This window comes from Teredinibacter haidensis, assembly GCF_014211975.1.
In the GTDB taxonomy this organism is placed as follows: Bacteria; Pseudomonadota; Gammaproteobacteria; order Pseudomonadales; family Cellvibrionaceae; genus Teredinibacter; species Teredinibacter haidensis.
Window position 1 is genome coordinate 4,644,121 of sequence record NZ_CP060084.1, and the last position, 18,503, is coordinate 4,662,623.

Annotated in this window: 10 protein-coding genes; 5 read left to right on the forward strand and 5 right to left on the reverse strand. The window is 48.1% G+C overall.

Annotation, left to right across the window (positions count from 1 at the left end; translation table 11 throughout):
• Positions 1-38: 38 nt before the first annotated feature.
• The 5 genes from dnaG to H5715_RS18945 form a co-directional block, all read right to left on the reverse strand.
• Positions 39-2,018 (reverse strand): DNA primase, encoded by a 1,980-nt coding sequence (gene dnaG / locus H5715_RS18925; protein ID WP_075185060.1) that lies wholly within the window; start codon positions 2,016-2,018, stop codon positions 39-41.
• Between the two features lie 46 nt (positions 2,019-2,064).
• A complete protein-coding gene (locus H5715_RS18930; RefSeq protein ID WP_075185059.1) occupies positions 2,065-5,298 on the reverse strand; it encodes an ATP-binding protein in 3,234 nt (1,077 codons plus the stop codon).
• 4 nt (positions 5,299-5,302) lie between these two features.
• Positions 5,303-7,141, reverse strand: a complete 1,839-nt coding sequence (locus H5715_RS18935; protein ID WP_075185058.1) for a GGDEF/EAL domain-containing response regulator — start codon at positions 7,139-7,141, stop codon at positions 5,303-5,305.
• Positions 7,142-7,388: 247 nt separating this feature from the next.
• Positions 7,389-8,921, reverse strand: a complete 1,533-nt coding sequence (locus H5715_RS18940; RefSeq protein WP_083607964.1) for a TrkH family potassium uptake protein — start codon at positions 8,919-8,921, stop codon at positions 7,389-7,391.
• A gap of 100 nt (positions 8,922-9,021) precedes the next feature.
• Positions 9,022-9,318, reverse strand: a complete 297-nt coding sequence (locus H5715_RS18945; protein WP_075185057.1) for a hypothetical protein — start codon at positions 9,316-9,318, stop codon at positions 9,022-9,024.
• 511 nt (positions 9,319-9,829) lie between these two features.
• On the opposite strand from H5715_RS18945, the gene H5715_RS18950 reads away from it, so the two are divergent.
• The 5 genes from H5715_RS18950 (at position 9,830) to H5715_RS18970 (ending at position 18,501) form a co-directional block, all read left to right on the forward strand.
• Positions 9,830-11,161 (forward strand): ArsB/NhaD family transporter, encoded by a 1,332-nt coding sequence (locus H5715_RS18950; protein WP_075185056.1) that lies wholly within the window; start codon positions 9,830-9,832, stop codon positions 11,159-11,161.
• Positions 11,162-11,499: 338 nt separating this feature from the next.
• The gene (locus tag H5715_RS18955; RefSeq protein ID WP_083607963.1) at positions 11,500-13,659 is read left to right on the forward strand and encodes a DctP family TRAP transporter solute-binding subunit; all 2,160 of its coding nucleotides are present in this window, start codon (positions 11,500-11,502) and stop codon (positions 13,657-13,659) included.
• 18 nt (positions 13,660-13,677) lie between these two features.
• Complete coding sequence (locus H5715_RS18960; RefSeq protein WP_075185055.1) at positions 13,678-16,479, forward strand: PAS domain S-box protein; 2,802 nt, start codon at positions 13,678-13,680, stop codon at positions 16,477-16,479.
• Position 16,480: 1 nt separating this feature from the next.
• On the forward strand, positions 16,481-16,867 hold the full coding sequence (locus H5715_RS18965) for a response regulator (protein WP_075185054.1): 387 nt from the start codon (positions 16,481-16,483) through the stop codon (positions 16,865-16,867).
• Positions 16,868-17,010: 143 nt separating this feature from the next.
• A complete protein-coding gene (locus tag H5715_RS18970) occupies positions 17,011-18,501 on the forward strand; it encodes a diguanylate cyclase (protein WP_175574246.1) in 1,491 nt (496 codons plus the stop codon).
• The last annotated feature ends 2 nt before the right edge of the window (positions 18,502-18,503 follow it).

Consider the following 18,503-nt stretch of genomic DNA (forward strand, 5'->3'; position numbering starts at 1 on the left):
TATTTTTCGCACGTGTAAAGCTTAGACTATATTTGGCGTCAGATGTTCGGTGATGGTCGATAAGACTGGATTAGTTCACGAAAACGGTTTTTTTCTTCCGCACTTAGGTTCGCCAAGCCTTTGTTCTTGAGTTCGGCCAGCTCTCGTTGGCGATCTTGGTTGGTAAATTGTTTGTGAATTTTGTCGAAGGCATGGCGAAGCACCTGGGCTGGCTCGAACGTGGATAGCTTGCTGTTGCGGGTGAGTTCGTGGGTGGCGAGCATTTTTGCCAATTCTTGCTGTGAGTCGATGCCGTAGGCTCCGCCCCAGAAGCCCAGCAGTGTACTGAAGTTGCTATTGGGGCGTTTGTGCAGATATTCGATCAGGTTGAATAGGCGCAGTAGTTCTGTGTCCTGTGTTTCGTGGGCCTGAAGTTGCTGCTCTTTGTCGAGTTGTTGCAGCAGTTGCGGGTTGTCGAGCAGTAGCAGGGTGGCAGCTTTAACAGGGTTGAGGGATACGCTGGTGCGTTTGCGAAGCGTGGGTGCGCTGGTGGTTTCTTCGGATTCGCCCTGAAACAGGGTGCCGTAGTCTTCCTCGTAATTGGCTGGCGGTGGTTCGGGTATGTCTATGTCGCCGCTTTCATTGGGGCCCTGGTTCAGTTCTGGCGGCGGTATTTCTTCTGTGGCGGGAGCCGGGGCAGGAGCGGGTGCAGGTCTCTCTTCCAGGTTGGCCAGTTGCGCTTTTTCTGCCGTTAGTTCCATAATGGCAGAGCTGCTAAGGCCGGTGCGTTTCGCTAAGTTGGTAAACATTAACTCACGGTACACCCCTTGCGGTATCTTGTTTAGCAGCGGTGCGGCGACTTTTGTAAAGCGCGCGCGGCCATCCATGGTGTGGATATCGATACCTTCGGCGGCGGCGTCGAAGAGAAAGTCTTCCAGCGGGATTCCGGCCTTTACCTGTTCCAAAAAGCGCTCGGCGCCTATCTGGCGAACCATGGTGTCTGGGTCTTGGCCTTCGGGTAAAAACAGGAATCTTATCTGGCGGCCATCTTCCATCGAGCTGATGGAGTTCATCAGTGCACGCTTGGCGGCGGTGCGCCCGGCGTTATCACCATCGAAGCAAAACACGACTTCTTGTACATAGCGAAAGGCCAATCGCAGGTGGTCTTCGCCACAGGCGGTGCCCAGGGTGGCGACGGCGTTGTTGATGCCGTATTGGGCCAGGGCGATGACGTCCATATAGCCTTCCACCACCAGCAGTTGTTCCAGGTTGCGGCTCGCCTGCCGGGCTTCATATAGCCCGTACAGTTCGCGGCCTTTGTGGAAGACATCGGTTTCCGGTGAGTTGAGGTATTTGGGCTTGCTATCATCCAGTACCCGGCCACCAAAGCCGATGGCGCGACCGCGAGTATCGCGTATGGGGAACATAATGCGATGGCGAAAACGGTCGTATAGCTTGTTGTTGTCGTCGCGGCGAATGACCAAGCCGCTGTCGATCTGAAGGTCGATGTCTTCTTCCGTAAGGCCAAACTTGATCAGCAGGTTGTCCCAGCCGGGCGGTGCGTAACCCATGCCGAAGCGCTTGGCGATTGCGCCACTGAGCCCGCGATTTTGCAGGTAGCGAACGGCTAGGTCGCGCTTGGGGTTTTCTTTGAGTTGTGTCTGGTAGTAGTCACTGGCTTTTTCCAATGTGTCGTAGATATTTTTTTGTTTGAAGTGCTGTTCGCGGCTTTCTTTGGTTTCTTCTTTGGGGACTTGCATCCCAGCGGTCTTGGCCAGGCTTTCCACGGCATCGACAAAGCCCTGACGCTCGTATTCCATTAAAAAGCCAATAGCATTGCCCGAGGCTCCGCAGCCAAAACAGTAGTAGAACTGTTTATCCGGGCTTACGCTAAAGGACGGTGTTTTTTCGTCGTGAAAGGGGCAGCAGGCACTGTAGTTTTTGCCAGACTTTTTCAGTTTTACGCGGTGGTCCACCACTTCGACGATGTCGAGGCGGTTGAGTAGGTCGTCAATAAAGCTTTGGGGGATACGATTCATAGGGGCGCAAGTTTAAAGTGCTAGTCGTGCCAGTGCCAGAGGTGGTTTATTCCGGTGTCAGCCATTCGTCGATAAGTGTTTCGATCGTTTCGAAGTTGTAATGTTCCTGCGCGCTAAGAAGTTCACGGTAGCGGTTCTGGCCGATATGCTTAGACGAAAGCTGGGCTATGAGTTCGGCAACCTGGGTAACTTCCCCTGCCATCGCTGCGTGTCGCAGTTGGGTGAGCAGTGCCCGCTGAGGGGCTGCGAGGGGCGGGGTATCCTCTGGGGTGGGGGCCAAGAATACGGTATGGGCTTGGGCGTCTTCCCCGGCCCCGGTGAGCGGTAGCTTGAGCAGTTGACGAAGGCTCTGGTCGATTTCGGGAAATTGTACGGGTTTGCCGATAAAGGCGTCGAAGCCGTTGCTAAGAAAGTAGCTGCGTTCCTGATCCATGGTGGAGGCGCTTACGGCAACGACGGGCATTTGGCTGTGTTGCGGTAAGCCTCGGATCTTACCCAGCAGTTGTTCGCCGGAGGTGTGGGGCATGCGGATATCGGTAAAGACAATTTCTGCCGAATTCTGCTTGAGGTAGTGGTAGGTGCTTGCACCATTGCTGAACTCCTGCACGGTCAGCCCCACGTTTCGCAGGTAGCGGGTAAGAATGTTACGGCTGTCGTCATCATCGTCTACCACCAGGGCCGTTAGTGACTGATGGGCGGGAATTTTCAGCGTGGTGCGGCTGTCGGTATTGAGTGCGTGATGTACTTCTGGCTGATCCTGGCTGATATTCAGCGGTAAATCAATGTTCACTGTGGTACCGCTATCGCTACTTTTTTCGATATTGAGTGTACCGCCCAACAGTTCAGTGAGGCGTCGCGAAAGCGCTAGTCCCAAGCCTGTCCCTTGTCCCTGTGTGGTGCCTGCCTGGCCTTGGGTAAATGGCTGAAACAGCCGTTTGAGATCGTCTTCGCTTATGCCTGTACCGGTGTCGGTAATGGTGAACATAACGCCCTGTTTGTGTTGCCGGGCGCTTAGGATTACCTGCCCGGCGCTGGTGAATTTAATCGCGTTGGTGAGCAGGTTTAGCAATATCTGGCCAATTTTTTGTTTGTCTGACCATACGAAGGCGTTGTTTGGCAGCTGGTTGTCCAGTTGTAGTCTTAGGCCTTTGCTTTGTGCGCTAGCCTTTAGTAGATGGGTAACATCGAACAATTCACTGTTTAAATCGAAGCGCGCGCGCTGAACGGACATATGGCCCGCTTCAATTTTGGATAAATCGAGAATTTCGTTAATTAGTTGCAGTAGGCGTTGACCGGAATTGAATATTTGCTTGATCTGCGTTTTTATCGAGTCGTCGATATTTTCTTGAACGAGTAGTTGGGAATAACCCAGTATGGCGTTCAGCGGTGTGCGTATTTCATGGCTCATATTTGCCAGGAATGCCGATTTACTTCTGCTTGCTTGCTCGGCAACTTCCTTGGCCATTTCCAATTCGGTTTCAAATTCTTTTTGGTCGGAAATATCCTGAATAATATTTCCGATAAAGACGGGCACATCTTGTTTGTTCCGTATCGCAAAAAAAGAGCACAGGGTTGGAATGTGTGTTTGGCTCGAAACTTCTACCAGTAATTCGCCGGTCCAGATGCCTTTTTCCAGTGTTGTTGGCAGTATTTCATCGGCTATTTTTTTGTGCAATGAAACGGGATAAAGCTCGCTAATATTCTCTGCCAGTTGATCGGAAAGGGAGGGGATAAGCTTTTTGAGGTAGGGGTTGATGTAATCCAGTTCGCCAGAAATTTTGGCGATGGCAAGCCCTTGTTCGGATTGTTCGGCAAAGCGCTTGAATTTTCGCAGGTTATTGACGGTTTCCTGCCATTCGGTAATGTCGCGCCCAACACTGAGAGCGCCACTGATATTACCTTTTGCATCGAGCACCTGGGTTTTGAGGGTTTCGATTAGCCTGGGTTTGTCTTCCTTTGCAAAGGCCAGCCACTCAGACACTCTTATGGGGTGCTTGCTGTGTAGGGCTTTTAGGTCATTATTTTTTAATTGTTCGGCAATATCTTTGGGAACAAAATTTTCATCGGATTTACCGATAATCTGATTCTTTTTAACGCCGAACATCGTTTCGAAAGCGCTGTTGCAATTCAGGTAGGTGCCGTGCTCGTTTTTTAGGCTCACCATATCCGTTGTTGTATTTAGCAGGGCACTGAGAAAGTGCTGGTTTTCGGTCAGCTGCTTGCGGGAACTGTTAAGGTCGAGCTGCATATGGGTAAAGGCATCGATATTTTCCAGTATGCCAGTGCGGATGATTTTATGGTTTTGCTGTAAGGTTTTACCTTTTGTGCGTATCCATAGGTAGTGGCCCTCTTTGTTTCGCATGCGAATTTGAGCTCGAGTGGATGCTTTTCCTGGTTGTGCGTCTATCTCCAGTGCGGTCTTAAAAAGCTCTACATCCTCAGGGTGAATAATGTTTAGCAGCTCGTCTGGCGTTTTTGGCAGTTCCTCCTGGGTATAACCAAAGGCGCCGTTTTCTATGCCGGTAAGCTGATAGGTGTTTTTATCCACATCCCATTCCCAGGCAACAATCTGTGCCGCCGACAGGGCGCTTTCGAACTTTTGATTAACGGCGTTGGTTTTACGTATCTGGTGGATATAAATAAATGACCATGCCGTTAAAAGGCCGATAACAATCGCGAGCAATATTAGTTCTTGAGCCAGTAATCGCTGCGCTATTTTTTCTAGATCATTGAGGGCGAAGTCGGCACCGATCACGTAGGTGTTGCCGGCGCTGTTGGTAAAAGGAATAAACGCTGAGCGATGTGTTCCCCAGCGGTCTTTGTACTCGGAAAAGTCGGCCTTATTGTTGCGGAATACAGCCCGCAGTTCTGCGGGAGCTTCCTGATACAGCGTCCAGTACGCGGCTTCGTAAGTATTGTTTTCGATTTCTTCCGGCGCTTTGCTGGAGGAGGTAAAACGAATAGCGCCATCTTTATCTTGTATCAGTGAGTAGATATAGGTGAGCTTGCTGGTTTGGGATATTTGTGTGAGTTTCTGAGCGAGCTGCATTTCAGCTTGGTAGGAAATGGTGTTGGGTAAGAGGGGCTGCTGATGAAGCTCTTTTGCGACTAAGTGATTGACTAGCTGTACGCTGGAGAGTAGTTGGGTGTCTATAAGCGAACGTTGGGCGTTATACCGTTCGTGGTAGCGATAATACGCTGAGGCGGCAATAACGACTGCTAGCGTTAGTGTGACCAAAAGCGAAGATGTTACGGGTTTTTTGGTAAAGAAACGGCTCATAAATTCATGTTTTAACGTTCAATTTTTTAGCTCGGCCTGTGACTTCTTTCAGGTTGTTGTATGTGAGTTCAATTGGCCGGTGATAGTGGTAACCCTGGGCCCAGGTTACGCCGAGTTTTATCAATGATTGTGCGATGGATTCATTTTCAACAAACTCGGCAATCACCTCTTTGTTTAGTTCGTGAGCGACTTCAGTAATAGATTTTACTAGGGCTTGGTAGGACGCGTTTTTGTCCATATCTTTCACGAAGACACCATCGATTTTGACTATGTCGAACGGTAGTTCGCGCAAATAGTTAAAAGAGGAAAATCCACTGCCGAAATCATCCAGTGCGAGCTTACAGCCGAAGCGGCTTAGCGTTGTTAAAAACTGCTGGGCCCCTTCAATATTGACAATGGCTTCCGTTTCGGTGATTTCGAAACATATTTTTTCGGCCGGAATATTGTGGGATTCGATGGCGTGAATAATATTCTCGGCAAAACGTTTGTCGCGAATGGACACTGCCGAGAGGTTGATGCCAACGCTGCTGATGTTTTCCAGCAGGTTGGGGTTCTCGCGCATAAACCTCAGTGTATTGTGTACCATCCAGTTATCGACATGGGGTATTAGGTTCAATCGCTCGGCTGCGGGAATAAATTGGTCTGGGCCAATAATGCTGCCATCGGTGCTATCGATTAGGCGGGCCAGTACTTCAATTTTGTGCTGGTCCTCACCTGGCTGTGGCGCGAGCCTGTGGATGTGTTGAAACCAAACGGAAAATTGATCGTGCTTCAATGCATCGACCAGTTTCAGGCCCCAGTTGATGGTTTTGTGTCTGGCATTGGGCGCGCTATCGAGCTTGTCACTATAGTGAAGGACTTTGTTGCGACCATCTTTCTTTGCCAGATAACAGACTTCGTCTGTCATTAGCATCAGTTGATCAAAGCTGGTGATATTGTCGTTAATTGTAACGACGGCAATGGTGGTGTTGAGTTCGAAGGAGCGTTTTTCCCACTCAAATTGAAATTCGGTGGTGCTTTTGGATATTCTATGGGCAATCGCCATTCCTTCGTCTGCCGACGCGCCGCGACAGACAATCGCAAAGTTATCGCCACCAATTCGGGATACGAACATATCGCTGGTGCACTGGCCGGCGACAATTTCAGCAAACTGTCGGAGCAGTTCATCACCGGCAATACAGCCGCAACTTTCATTGATCAGGCGAAACTGGTCTATATCGACCATTAAAAACTGGCAGTTAATATGGTCGAGTTGTACTTCTGCGATGCAGGATGTCACATGTTCATCCAGCGCGGTGCGGTTGTAGAGTTGGGTGATAAAGTCGTGCGAGGCCAAATACTGCATGCGATCCTGCATATAGCGGCGCTCTTTAATTTCTTCTCTTAGCTGGCGGTTGGTAATGGCCAGCGCGGCGGTGCGATCGCGTACTTTTTCTTCGAGAGTGCTATTGAGATCTTTTAGCTTTCGAATAAGCTTTTGCTTATCCAGATGGTGTTGCACGCGGGAAATGACTTCACTGGCATTAAAGGGTTTGGTGATGTAGTCGTCACCGCCGGAGTCGAAGCCAGTACTGATATCGTCGGTTCGTGCGGTCACAAATATAACGGGAATATCTTTGTACCTAGCATCGCCTTTCAGGCGTCTGCAGACTTCAAATCCGTCGATGCCAGGCATCATTACATCTAGCAGGATAAGTTCAGGAGGGCTTCGTTCAATAATTTTTAACGCCCTTTCTCCGTCGGTGGCTACGGATATTTGGCAGTCCAGACCATTGAGCGTGGCTCGCAATATATCGATATTTGCTGAGGTGTCATCAACAATCAGTAAACGAGAGGCGTACATAACGTCAGCTTTTCTCCCCCTGCTTTCAGCAGGAGTTTTCTAATTATTAGAATTATGGGCTTCAGATGCCCCATCTTACTGTGAGCTTGAGTGTGGGGACAACCTTCACTGCTTGCCTATAACTATAGCAAGGTCTAGGTAACGAGAGTGCTGAACACGCTAAGACAGTGTCTGCGCGCTAAGCGCTATTATCGAGTAGCCTGCGATAGGGCAAGTTTCTCGATAATAGCGAGCCGGTGATATTGACCTAGCTGGACCAGAATCGAGGGCTAAACAATACTAGCAGTGTAAAAAATTCCAGTCGTCCCAGCAGCATGGCGAAGGATAGTACGCAAACGCCAGTATCGCTGACCGGCGCGAAGTTGCTGCCAAGTGTGCCGAAGGCGGGGCCTAGCACATTCAGGCAGGAGGACACTGCAGAGAATGCAGAGAGAAAGTCCAGACCTGTGGTCATGAGTGTGAGCGTTAGAATGAGTGTGGCCAGCGTTGATAACAGTAGGAATGCCATGGTGGCATCACGCACGCTGGGGTCAACAATGGCACAATTGTACTTGATGGCGAAACTGCCATTGGGGTGTATGAGCCGTTTCATCTGAATGTTCAGCACTTTGAAGCCAATAATATTGCGTACGGTTTTGTTGCCACCCGCCGTGCTGCCGGTACAGCCGCCCAGGTAGCCGACAATAATCAGCAATAAAATGGCTGCAGGTGACCAGCTTGTGTAGTCGTCTGCACCAAAGCCTGTGCTGGTCATAAAGGAAATGATATGGAAAAAGGCGCTGAGAACGGCTTTTCCTCCCTCCATCATTCCTGTGGATTCCGATCGAATATTGAGAAACGTCAAGAGCAGGGTAAAGGCGAGAATCAGGAATATAAACGCGCGCGTTTCCTCGTCGCGAAAATAGCTGCTTATTTTGCCATGGTTGAAGAGCCGAAAGTGCAGGCTGAAATTGATTGCGCCGAGCAGCATAAAGAGGTCGGCGTTTAATTCTACGGCCAAGCTGTTGAAGTATCCCAGGCTGGCGTCGTGCGTGGAAAATCCTCCGGTGGATACGGTGCTGAGACTGTGGGCGATGGCATCGAACACGCTCATCCCGGCCAGCCAGTACCCCAGGCAGCAAAGCAGGGTGAGCAGGCCGTAGACGTACCAGAGAATGCGCGCGGTTTGTCTGATTCTGGGGGCCAGCTTGTTGCTTTTCATAGGGCCGGGCGTTTCGGCCTTATAGACTTTTAGCCCGCCAATATTGAGCATGGGCAAAATGGCCACTACAAAGATGACCACTCCCAATCCGCCCAGCCACTGCAGGAGCTGTCGGTACATCAGCAGCGAGGGGGCTTTGTCATCGAGACCGGAAAGCACTGTTGCTCCGGTTGTTGTGAGCGCGGACGTCGCTTCAAAAACGGCATCGGCATAACTGATGGCTTCCAGTAGGTAAAATGGAATGGCGGCAATAAGACTGCAGGTGATCCAGGTGAGGGATACAAACAGCATGGCATCGCGGTAGTGAAGGCTGGCGTGATTTCTTTTAGGAAACAGTACTTGCAGCACAATGGTCGCCGTTGCCAGAGCGGCGAATCCGGGTAGAGCAAATTCAAGATAGACGTTATCGAGAAAAATTAAATAGGAAAGCACGGCAAAGATCGCTTGCACCAGGCCAATCAGCAGTAGTGGGTAGGCCAGCAGAGACAAAACGGCAGATAGTCGTGAGGAGCGACGCTCCGCGGCCTCATAGGTGTATGTTGGTAAGGGTGATCTTGCGGCCAATACAGCTTCAGCCATGGGCTCAACTCCGCTAGTTTTGCGTTTGGAATAGCCCAAATGGAATGGCGCAAACACAATGTTTAAGTGTGTGGCGATGGCTTCTGGGCAGTAGCAGTTTTTAGCAGAGGGGGGAGGGGGGAGCGCGGATTTGGTCAGCCGTGAGGCTTACTTCAGATGCAACGCGTCGTTGAATACCGCTGGTTGATGCCTGCTTATAAATGCGATGTTGAGAGGCTACAGCGTAAGCGACGTGAAAGGGGGAGTCTTCTGCGTTTTTATCGCTCGATTCGTTGGAATCGCTTTGGATGTCGAGAGCTTCGGCAAACGGGGATGTTTCTTCAATAAGGTCCAGAGGCTCGGCTTGTAACAGCATACAACCCAGAAAAACCAGACAAATCAGAAATGCTCGAAACATACAGATATCGATCAGAAAAAATGAATTCTCCGCCGCAGCGGGATGACACTAATATAGTCTTTTTAGTGTAGCTGTTTAAGTCGGAGTTGCTTATCTTTTGATCGAAGCGAAAAAAATATTAGAAATCACGTCGACTCGGTAGGCCCTGGGTTTAGTTCAGCTAGCAAACGTTACTTCCATTCCTTTAGATCGAGCCGAGTCGGGGAGCTGGATTATATTTACTTTTGTTAGCGCGCATCGTTTGATTGATAGCAATTAGTTATTTTAGGTATCCCCGTACAATACCCCGCCTTTCTCTTGGTCGAGCTTTTAGATGTTGTTCGTAGCCAAAACCTTTCAGCCAACCGTGAATTTATAAATATAAGAGAGTGGCTCTTTAACGCTCATTTCACAACTCATTGCCATTGAATATCGGATATGGCACTCCCCCGCAGGATGCGCAACAAAGCTGATCGCTAGTCCCTGTGGGCCTGGCTATAGCCGATTTTATTCGTTTGACGAGGTGGTTTTCATGGTAGAGCTTACAACGCCCATGATAGTGTCTGGACTGATTCTTAGCCTGACTTTTCTTGGCATTTTCACTGAACATTTACATGGTATTGAGCGGGCAAAGTTCGCGATGGCTGGTGCTGGCGCTATTATTATTGCCGGTCAAATATATGGTTTTTATTCTCCAGAGTTGGCGCTAGATGCCATCGATTGGAATGTGGTTTTCCTATTGGGGATTATGATGGTGATTGTGGCCATTATGATCAGTACCGGGGGCTTTGCGCATCTCGCCCAATATCTGGCCAAAGTCAGCGATGGCTCACAGTACAAGCTGATGATTACGTTGGGGACCGCTGTCACCGTAATCTCGCTGCTACTGGATAACGTGACGACGGTTATTATCTTTGGGCCGTTGATTATCTTAATTTGCCGCAGTATGGGCGTATCGCCCATTCCCTACCTGATCGCGGCAGCCCTTCTGTCGGATACCGGCGGGGTCGCGACTCTGGTTGGTGACCCTCCCAACCTGATGATCGGTTCAGCCGCCGGTATCGACTTTAATACCTTCTTTATACATATGGGCCCACCGGTATTGCTGGCCTGGGTAGGTATTCTGCTGGCACTGAAGTTCCTATTCGCAAAAGATCTGGGAGCCAGGGTTGAGCATGAATATGAGAAAGTCACTGAATATAAGAACAAATCACTCTGGTACAAATCGCTTTTTGTGCTGGCAATGATGGTGGTGCTGTTTGTTATCCACCACCATATTGGCTGGGAGCCCTGGATGGTAGCGGCAGCAGCGTTAACGTTATTGGTTTTTCTGGCCCACCGCGTGGAGCTGGAAAGTGCGACCAACTATCTGGAAACGCCCCTACTTATTTTCTTTATTTCGCTGTTTATCGTGATTGGTGGTGTCGAGCATTCAGGTCTATTGAGTCTCGCGGGTGAATATTTCCGGCCGTTGATCATTGATCACCCGGTTGCGGCTGCGCTAATTTTGCTGTGGGTTGCCGCTATATTATCGGCCCTTATTGATAATATTCCCTTTACCGCCGCTATGATCCCAGTGCTAGTGGGACTGCAGAACGAAGGCGTGAATGTCAGCGTTATGTGGTGGTCACTGGCAATGGGTGTGGGTATGGGGGGGAACGGCTCCCATATAGGTTCCACTGCTAATGTGTATATTGTGACAATCTCCGAACGCTTGGCGAGGGAAACGGGTAATCCTGAATTGGCGATTACACCTGGAATGTGGCTGAAGAAAGGCACGCCAGCGATGCTGATTACGCTGGTGTTGTGTAGTTTGTTTATTTGGCTGGGGTATGGCTGGCTATATATACCCGGGCCTCTTTAAGGCAAATCGCAAAAAAGCCCCCGTCGTCGTGGTTATTTATGATAGCTGCGACGACGGGGGCTTTTTTGGTTTAGGGTATATCCAAATTCGCTTTTCGGTTCGCGCTCTATCGTGCAAAACAATAAAAAAATGCTGGATTGGGCTATGGTTGTAACAAGAGAATGCGTTCGCAGGCCATGCTAATTCTAAGGTTATAGGCCTCTATCGCTCACGCTAATTTTAAAGCTGACAGTATTTTGGCTCTGAAGCGAGGTGCGGGTGCCGACGGTGTCTTCGTACGCGAAAGCTGACGCGATTCGATCTGCTTAAAGGGAAACGGTTTGAAGGACGATTGATCCATGCTGGTAGTTGATTTCGACATTAAAAAACACAGAAAAATGCTGTTTCGGCTCGGTTTTTTGGTGCTGTTTTTGGGTGTGCTTTCGTGTGAGAGGGACAATGAGCCTGTGACGCCGAAAGCTGCAGTTGTAGACGTGAAGGCTCTGCGCTTCGGTCATGATATGCACGAAGACAGTGCGCAGCACTTGGCCGCATTGATGTTCGCGGAAATGGTTGCCGAGAAGACTAAGGGAGCGGTAACGATTTCAGTGTATCCCAATCAGCAGCTGGGTAATGACCGGAAAATGATTGAGCTGGCGCAGAATGGCTCTCTGGATTTTATTTTGCCGCCAACGGCGAAAATTTCCCATATTCTTCCTGCGTTCCAAATGTTCGACCTTCCCTATGTCTTTAATAGCCGCGAACAGGTGTATCGGGCGCTCGATGGTAGTTTTGGTCGCGATCTACTTTCCTCTATGAACACGCAGCAATTGGTCGGGTTGTCATTTTGGGAAAGTGGTTTCAAACAGCTCACGTCAAATAAGCGGTTTACGACAATAGCTGAGCTACGTGGACAGAAATTCCGCATTATGGAGAGCCCGCTGCTAGGGGGCCAGTTTAAATTGTGGGGTGCTCAATCCCGGGTGATAGATTTCGCCAGCACGTTTGCCGCGCTGGAAGAGGGTGCCGTAGACGGCCAGGAAAACCCGCTTGCATCCATTGTTGGAATGAGATTTCACCAAGAGCAGAAGTATATTGCCATGAGTAATCATGGTTACCTGGCGCAGGTGTTGGCGATATCTCAAAACACTTATAATCACTTGAGCGGTAGTGAAATAAAAGCGATAACAGAAGCCGCACAGGAAGCGACCTTGTCTCAACGGAAGATGGCTAAGGAGCAAAACGAGTTGTATTTTGAGGAAATACAGAAATCGTCAATAGACGTTATAAACCTATCGCCAGAGCTAAAAGCTTTTATGAAGTTGCAGTCGCGGCGCTTGCTGGAAAAGTACCGGCCAACTTTTGGTACAAGCCGTGTTGAGCAGCTATTACAAATATTGGAGGATGAGCGAAAATTTAGCGACAACCAACTGGTTATTGCGCTTGATGCCGATTTGCAGGGGAATTCCGCTCAGTCTGGTTTGGCTATCCGTCGTGGGATAGAGCTGGCAATTGACGAAATAAACGCCGCTGGCGGCGTTCTGGGTAAGCAATTTGTACTTACGGCCAGAGATAATTCAATGATTCCTGCCAGGGGGCTCGATAACCTCAAAAAATTTAATAGTATCCCTAATTTACTTGCCGTATTTGGGGGGATCAGTAGCCCGGTTGTACTGGGGGAGCTAGAGTATATTCACCAGCACCAACTGCTATTTCTCAACCCCTGGGCGGCCGCTACGCCGATAATCAATAACGGATATAAAACCAGCTACATTTTTCGTGTTTCTGTGCGTGATGAATATGCGGCTGGTTTTCTTGTGGATGAGGCGTTGCGCAGCACTGATCGGATCGGTCTGCTGTTAGTGAATAATCCCTGGGGGCGAAGCAACCACAAGGCAATAACCGCTTACCTGGAAGAAAAGAATCTGCGGCCAACCGATATTCAATGGTTCGAATGGGGAACAAAAACATTTAAAGAGGTTGTTGCAAGCTTTAGCGAGTCTAAAACGGAGAGTGTTATCTATGTCGGAAACCCGGTGGAGGGCGCCGCGTTTATTAAAGCTCTTGCAGAACTGAGCGATGCTCCTGCCGTTGTATCTCACTGGGGGGTGACGGGATCAAATTTTTATCAGTTGGTTCCGGACGAACTCAATAGCGTTGATTTTAAGGTACTGCAAACGTATAGCTTTATTGGCAACCGGTCAAAGACGGCGCGCAGGCTGGCATCTCGATATCACCAGAAGTATTTGACCTTGACGGAAGAGGATATTGTGTCGCCGGTGGGGACTGCTCATGCATACGATTTAACGCATCTGCTGGCGGTAGCGTTAAAGCAGGCTGGTACAACCAATAGAGAAAGCGTAAGAGATGCGATGGAGAACATACCCATGTATCGAGGAGTTATTAAGAGCTACCAATACCCATTTAGTGCTACAGATCATGATGCCTTAGATGCATCGAATTTCATATTTGCGCGATACCAAAATGGCGCTCTTTACCCTCAAGTGTTAAATGAATAGCTTGTTTCGGGGTACAAAATGAAAATTCAGGTTAGTACCCAGCTGTCAGCCCGTTTTTCCAAGATTATTTTGGGAATACTGCTGTTGTTCTTTTTGGTTGTCTTGAGTGCCACATTAGTGCTGGAGACTTTGCGTGTAATGAATATGCAGAAGCAAGTACTGGATACTTCTGCTAAGAACATACTAAACATTATTGATTTAAGATTAAATGCCTCTGTAACTGCGCTTACCCGGGCAAGTTCCAGTGCGCTAACGATCAACAGTCTTGTTGATATGGCTGCAGGAGGTTCGTACTTCAAATTCACCTTGAACGATTTAACGTTTAATTCGGATATTGATCAGGCCGTTCTATTTGATTATGCCGGGGAGATGTTGCAAACGACAACGGAAAAACCGCCGGAGTGGTTTTCGCGCGATTTGGTGAGTTCCGTGGTTGCGCTCGGAAAGCAAGGGATTAAATTTGATAACGGTAGCCTTTACCTTATATCGCCCATTAATTACTACGATACGGCTCAGGGAGGAATAGCTGTTCGCGTTGATTTTAAAGCGTTGATAGATAAGGTGATGGAAGGTTACGAATACCGTTATGCCATTAGTCTATCTAATGGGTGGACACATTCATTAATTCCAGAGGGTTTCGACGGGACATCCCATTCAGTTGCTCTTTCTGAAGAAAGCCTCTTGTTTGAGTTTCAGCCAACATTAACATTGGCGGCAAATCCCCATTATGTTAGCCGGCAAATTGTGCCCTGGTTTACCCGGTTTACTGTATTGGGCGTTTTTATGATGTTGGGTATGGTGGTCTTGACTCGGCGCATAGGGAGGCGCATGGCTGCGCCAATAGTCTTGCTCACCCAGCGAGTGAATGATGGGGTTTACCCCGTAGCGCCGCTGAATACAAATGATGAACTGGATATATTGGCGGAAGCCTTTGATAGAGCCTCGTTTGAATTGCGGAAGGCTTATGCTGAAAAATATGAAATTGAAAAAAAGGAACGTGAAAATCAAGTTAGAGCCATTGTCGATACCGTGCTTGATGGGATTATTACTATTGATAGTTCCGGTGGGGTGGAAACCTTCAATCCGGCTGCTGAGCGAATTTTTGGCTACCAAGCGAGTGAAGTGATTGGCCATAATGTCAAGATGCTTATGCCAGAGCCCTATCATGGCGAGCATGACGGCTACCTACATAATTTTATTGAAAGTAGTGTGGCGAAAATCATTGGTATTGGCCGCGAAGTGAAAGGCTTACGAAAAAATGGTGATATTTTTCCGATGGAGTTGGCGGTTAGTCAGATGTATGTTGGAAACAGAAGGCTATTCGCCGGTATCGTACGGGATATTACCGAGCGAAAACAAAATGAAAAATTGAAAGGTGAGTTTGTATCCACCGTTAGCCATGAGTTACGTACCCCTTTAACCTCTATTCGCGGTGCGCTGGGCTTAGTGTTGGGTAAAAGTGGTGTTCAGCTGCCCGGTAAGTACCAAAAATTATTGGAGGTTGCGCACCGGAATAGCGAGCGTCTTACCATTCTAATCAATGACCTCTTGGATATGGAAAAGTTGGAATCCGGCAAGTTGGAGTTTAAATTAGAGGTTTTTGACGCAGTACATCTTGTTAAGCAAAGCTTGGAAGATAACGAGGGGTTTGCCTCGCGTCACGGTGTTAACCTTAATTTGGATTATGCTGGCGATAGCGTACTGGTTGAAGGTGATTTTAATAGGGTGCTTCAGGTTATGGCGAACTTGCTGTCCAATGCCATTAAATTTTCACCGGAAGAAGAAACCGTTTCTGTTCATATAAAGACTTTCGGGAGCAAAATCGAGATTTCCGTTACGGATAAAGGTTCTGGTATCCCAAAAAAATTCCAGTCTCGTATTTTTGAGCGCTTTGCGCAAGTAGATAGTTCCGACACACGGGAAAAGGGCGGTACCGGATTGGGCTTGAGTATTACCAAGGCGATTGTTGAACAGCTTCATGGCGAAATTGAATTTGAATCAGTAGAAGGCGAGGGTACGACATTCAGGGTGTTTTTACCTGTTGTACAAGAACAAAAGGATGTTGTTCCTGAATCGAATGATTTTGTATTGATTTGTGAGGATGATGTAGGGTTTGCAGATTTTTTGGCCGGAGTTGTGAACAGTGAGGGCCGTGCCTGTCGCGTTGCCCATACGGTAAGTGAAGCGGAACAACACTTGGCGTCTGGTTCCTGTAATCTTATGTTGTTAGATTTGGTGCTGCCAGATAAAGGTGGATTGGAGTGGCTAAAAGAATTGAGGGCCGATGATAAAACTATAGATCTTCCGGTTATTGTTGTCTCTGCGTTTGCTGTTGAAGAAGATAATGATCACCAATATCAGGCCCTTAACGTTTTGGGTTGCCTGCAAAAACCGTTGGATGTTGAGGTGTTCCGTTTGGCCCTGCATAAGGCTTTGGTAAATACGTCACGGCCCAAAATATTACATGTGGAAGATGATTCAGACATTATTGATATTACGACCTCTGTCCTGGAAAATCTCGGAGAAATTGTTCCCGCTCGATCACTTGCGGAAGCCAAAAAATTACTCGCTACGGAAAAGTATAGCCTGATTATTTTGGATCTGGATTTGCCGGATGCCCGCGGAGAAGAGTTGTTAGATGAATTTTCTGAGGTGCTCCCGCCTGTAGTGGTTTTCTCTGCACAACCATTGTGTAAGGACGCCTTAAAAAAATGGGAATCAAAAGTGGTGGCCACGCTGATGAAATCTGTTACAACGAACGAGCAACTCGCGAATAGTATTCGACGCACGCTTAATTCTACCAACCAAGAGGATATGTAAAGTGGATCGGATCATTAAGGTCTTATACGTAGAAGATGATATCGATATTCGAGTAATTACAGAGTTGGCGTTGGAAGACGAGGGCTTCGAGTTGATTGTGTGTGAATCGGGTAACGAAGCGGTAAGAAAGGCTGAGCACTGCCAGCCAGACCTGTTGCTTTTGGACGTGATGATGCCGGGTATGGATGGGCCAACAACTTTAATGCGGTTACGTGAAATGGCTCATTTGGATAAAGTACCGGCTATATTTATGACCGCGAAAGTACAACCAAGTGAAGTCGAGGGCTACTTCGCGCTCGGCGCGATTGGAGTGATTGAAAAGCCATTCGATCCATTAACGCTTGCCGATAAGATTCGCGAGTTACTGCAGGATCATAAAATTATATGAGTGGAGCGGGAAACAAATTCTCTGAGGCTGTAGCGAGATACACAGAATCTCTTCCAGGTAAAATAGAAAAGCTTCGTTCACTTTATTCATGTGCGTTGGAGGAGAGCGAATTCTCTCCTCAGTGTTATGCGGATATTTTGGCTATGCTCCATACTTTTTCGGGAACGGCACCCACGTTAGGCTATACCGAACTCGGTGCTAAAGCTCGCGATATAGAGCAGCGATTAAGGTCTGCGCCACTAGAAGATGCACATGGAGTTGATTTTCATCGGTTATTAAAAGGGGATATAGACGAGCTTCAGAGTTTGTCATTGCAGCCGCCCAATATCAGTGGGCTTATCAAACGGTATGAACAAAAAACGAAAATAAGTTCAGATCATCATTTTATTTATGCTCTTAAAAGTACGGATGAATTAGATGCCTTCTTGACGCCGCTGCTGGATCAGTTACATTATCAGCTTGTTACCTTCTCCACGATAGCAGACTTGAATATCGGAATTCGGCAGAAGCAACCAGACGTGTTAATTCTGGAGGAAATTGACTTCAAAAAATGTTTGTCGATTTGTCTGGTTGAGAAGAATGGCACTAATGGCAGCGATAGCCTTCCCATTATTTTTATTGGCCGAGCCAATACCTGGCAGGATAGGCTGGAAGCTTTCCGGCTTGGCGGCGTGGCTTATTTTAATTATCCGGTAGATCTGGATGAACTGGCCGATTGCCTGGAAAAAACCTTAACGCCTTCATTCGAAAGCCGTTATAGAATTCTTGTTGTTGATGACGATACACATCTGTCGAACCACTATTCCTCAGTGCTGCAGGTAGGCGGGATGGATACCTGTGAGTTGAATGATCCATCAAAATTACTTGATGTGATTGCCGAGTTTTCACCTGACTTGATTTTAATGGATATCTCTATGCCAGGTTGTAGCGGTATAGAAGCCGCAGCCATCGTTCGTCAGCAATCTCGCTACACAAATTTGCCCATTGTATACCTCTCAGCAGAAAAAACGTTGAACCAGCAGCTCGCGGCGTTGCGCGCTGGCGGTGATGAATTCTTACATAAGCCGATAGGCGAGTTCCACTTGCAAACGGCGGTTAGTATTCGGGCCAAGCGTTTCCGTGAAATAAACGCTCTTCTTGAGAAAGATGGGCTTACCGGTTTGCTCAATCATACCAATATAAAGCTTGCTTTAGGGAGAGAGTTGGCTGGTGCTCAGCGCCAGGGAAAAACGCTTGCGCTAGCAATGATTGATATTGATCATTTTAAATCGGTTAATGATCTCTATGGCCATTTGGTTGGTGATAGAGTCATCAGATCATTAGGGCGATTATTTTCACGGCGCTTGCGTAAAAGCGATATCGCCGGTCGATACGGTGGTGAGGAGTTCGTGGTTATACTGCCGTATACGGATATAGTTGAAGCTGAAAAATTAATAAACGAGTTACGTGTTTCGTTTTCAAAATTAGTATTTAATACGGATAACGGCGAATTAAATGCGACATTTAGCGCGGGCATAAGCGTTAGTGGTTTGGCGCAATCTGCAGAAATGTTATTGAGCGTGACGGACACGGCGCTCTACAAAGCGAAAGAGAGTGGTCGAAATTGTGTTGTGGTAAGCTCTGTGGATGAGTAGCT

What these genes read in the sequence shown, in the direction of transcription:
- dnaG (WP_075185060.1), bottom strand. Translation starts at nt 2,018, where the DNA reads ATGAATCGTATCCCCCAAAGCTTTATTGACGACCTACTCAACCGCCTC.
- H5715_RS18970 (WP_175574246.1), top strand. Translation starts at nt 17,011, where the DNA reads ATGCTCCATACTTTTTCGGGAACGGCACCCACGTTAGGCTATACCGAA.
- H5715_RS18930 (WP_075185059.1), bottom strand. Translation starts at nt 5,298, where the DNA reads ATGAGCCGTTTCTTTACCAAAAAACCCGTAACATCTTCGCTTTTGGTC.
- H5715_RS18950 (WP_075185056.1), top strand. Translation starts at nt 9,830, where the DNA reads ATGGTAGAGCTTACAACGCCCATGATAGTGTCTGGACTGATTCTTAGC.
- H5715_RS18940 (WP_083607964.1), bottom strand. Translation starts at nt 8,921, where the DNA reads ATGGCTGAAGCTGTATTGGCCGCAAGATCACCCTTACCAACATACACC.
- H5715_RS18960 (WP_075185055.1), top strand. Translation starts at nt 13,678, where the DNA reads ATGAAAATTCAGGTTAGTACCCAGCTGTCAGCCCGTTTTTCCAAGATT.
- H5715_RS18955 (WP_083607963.1), top strand. Translation starts at nt 11,500, where the DNA reads ATGCTGGTAGTTGATTTCGACATTAAAAAACACAGAAAAATGCTGTTT.
- H5715_RS18935 (WP_075185058.1), bottom strand. Translation starts at nt 7,141, where the DNA reads ATGTACGCCTCTCGTTTACTGATTGTTGATGACACCTCAGCAAATATC.
- H5715_RS18945 (WP_075185057.1), bottom strand. Translation starts at nt 9,318, where the DNA reads ATGTTTCGAGCATTTCTGATTTGTCTGGTTTTTCTGGGTTGTATGCTG.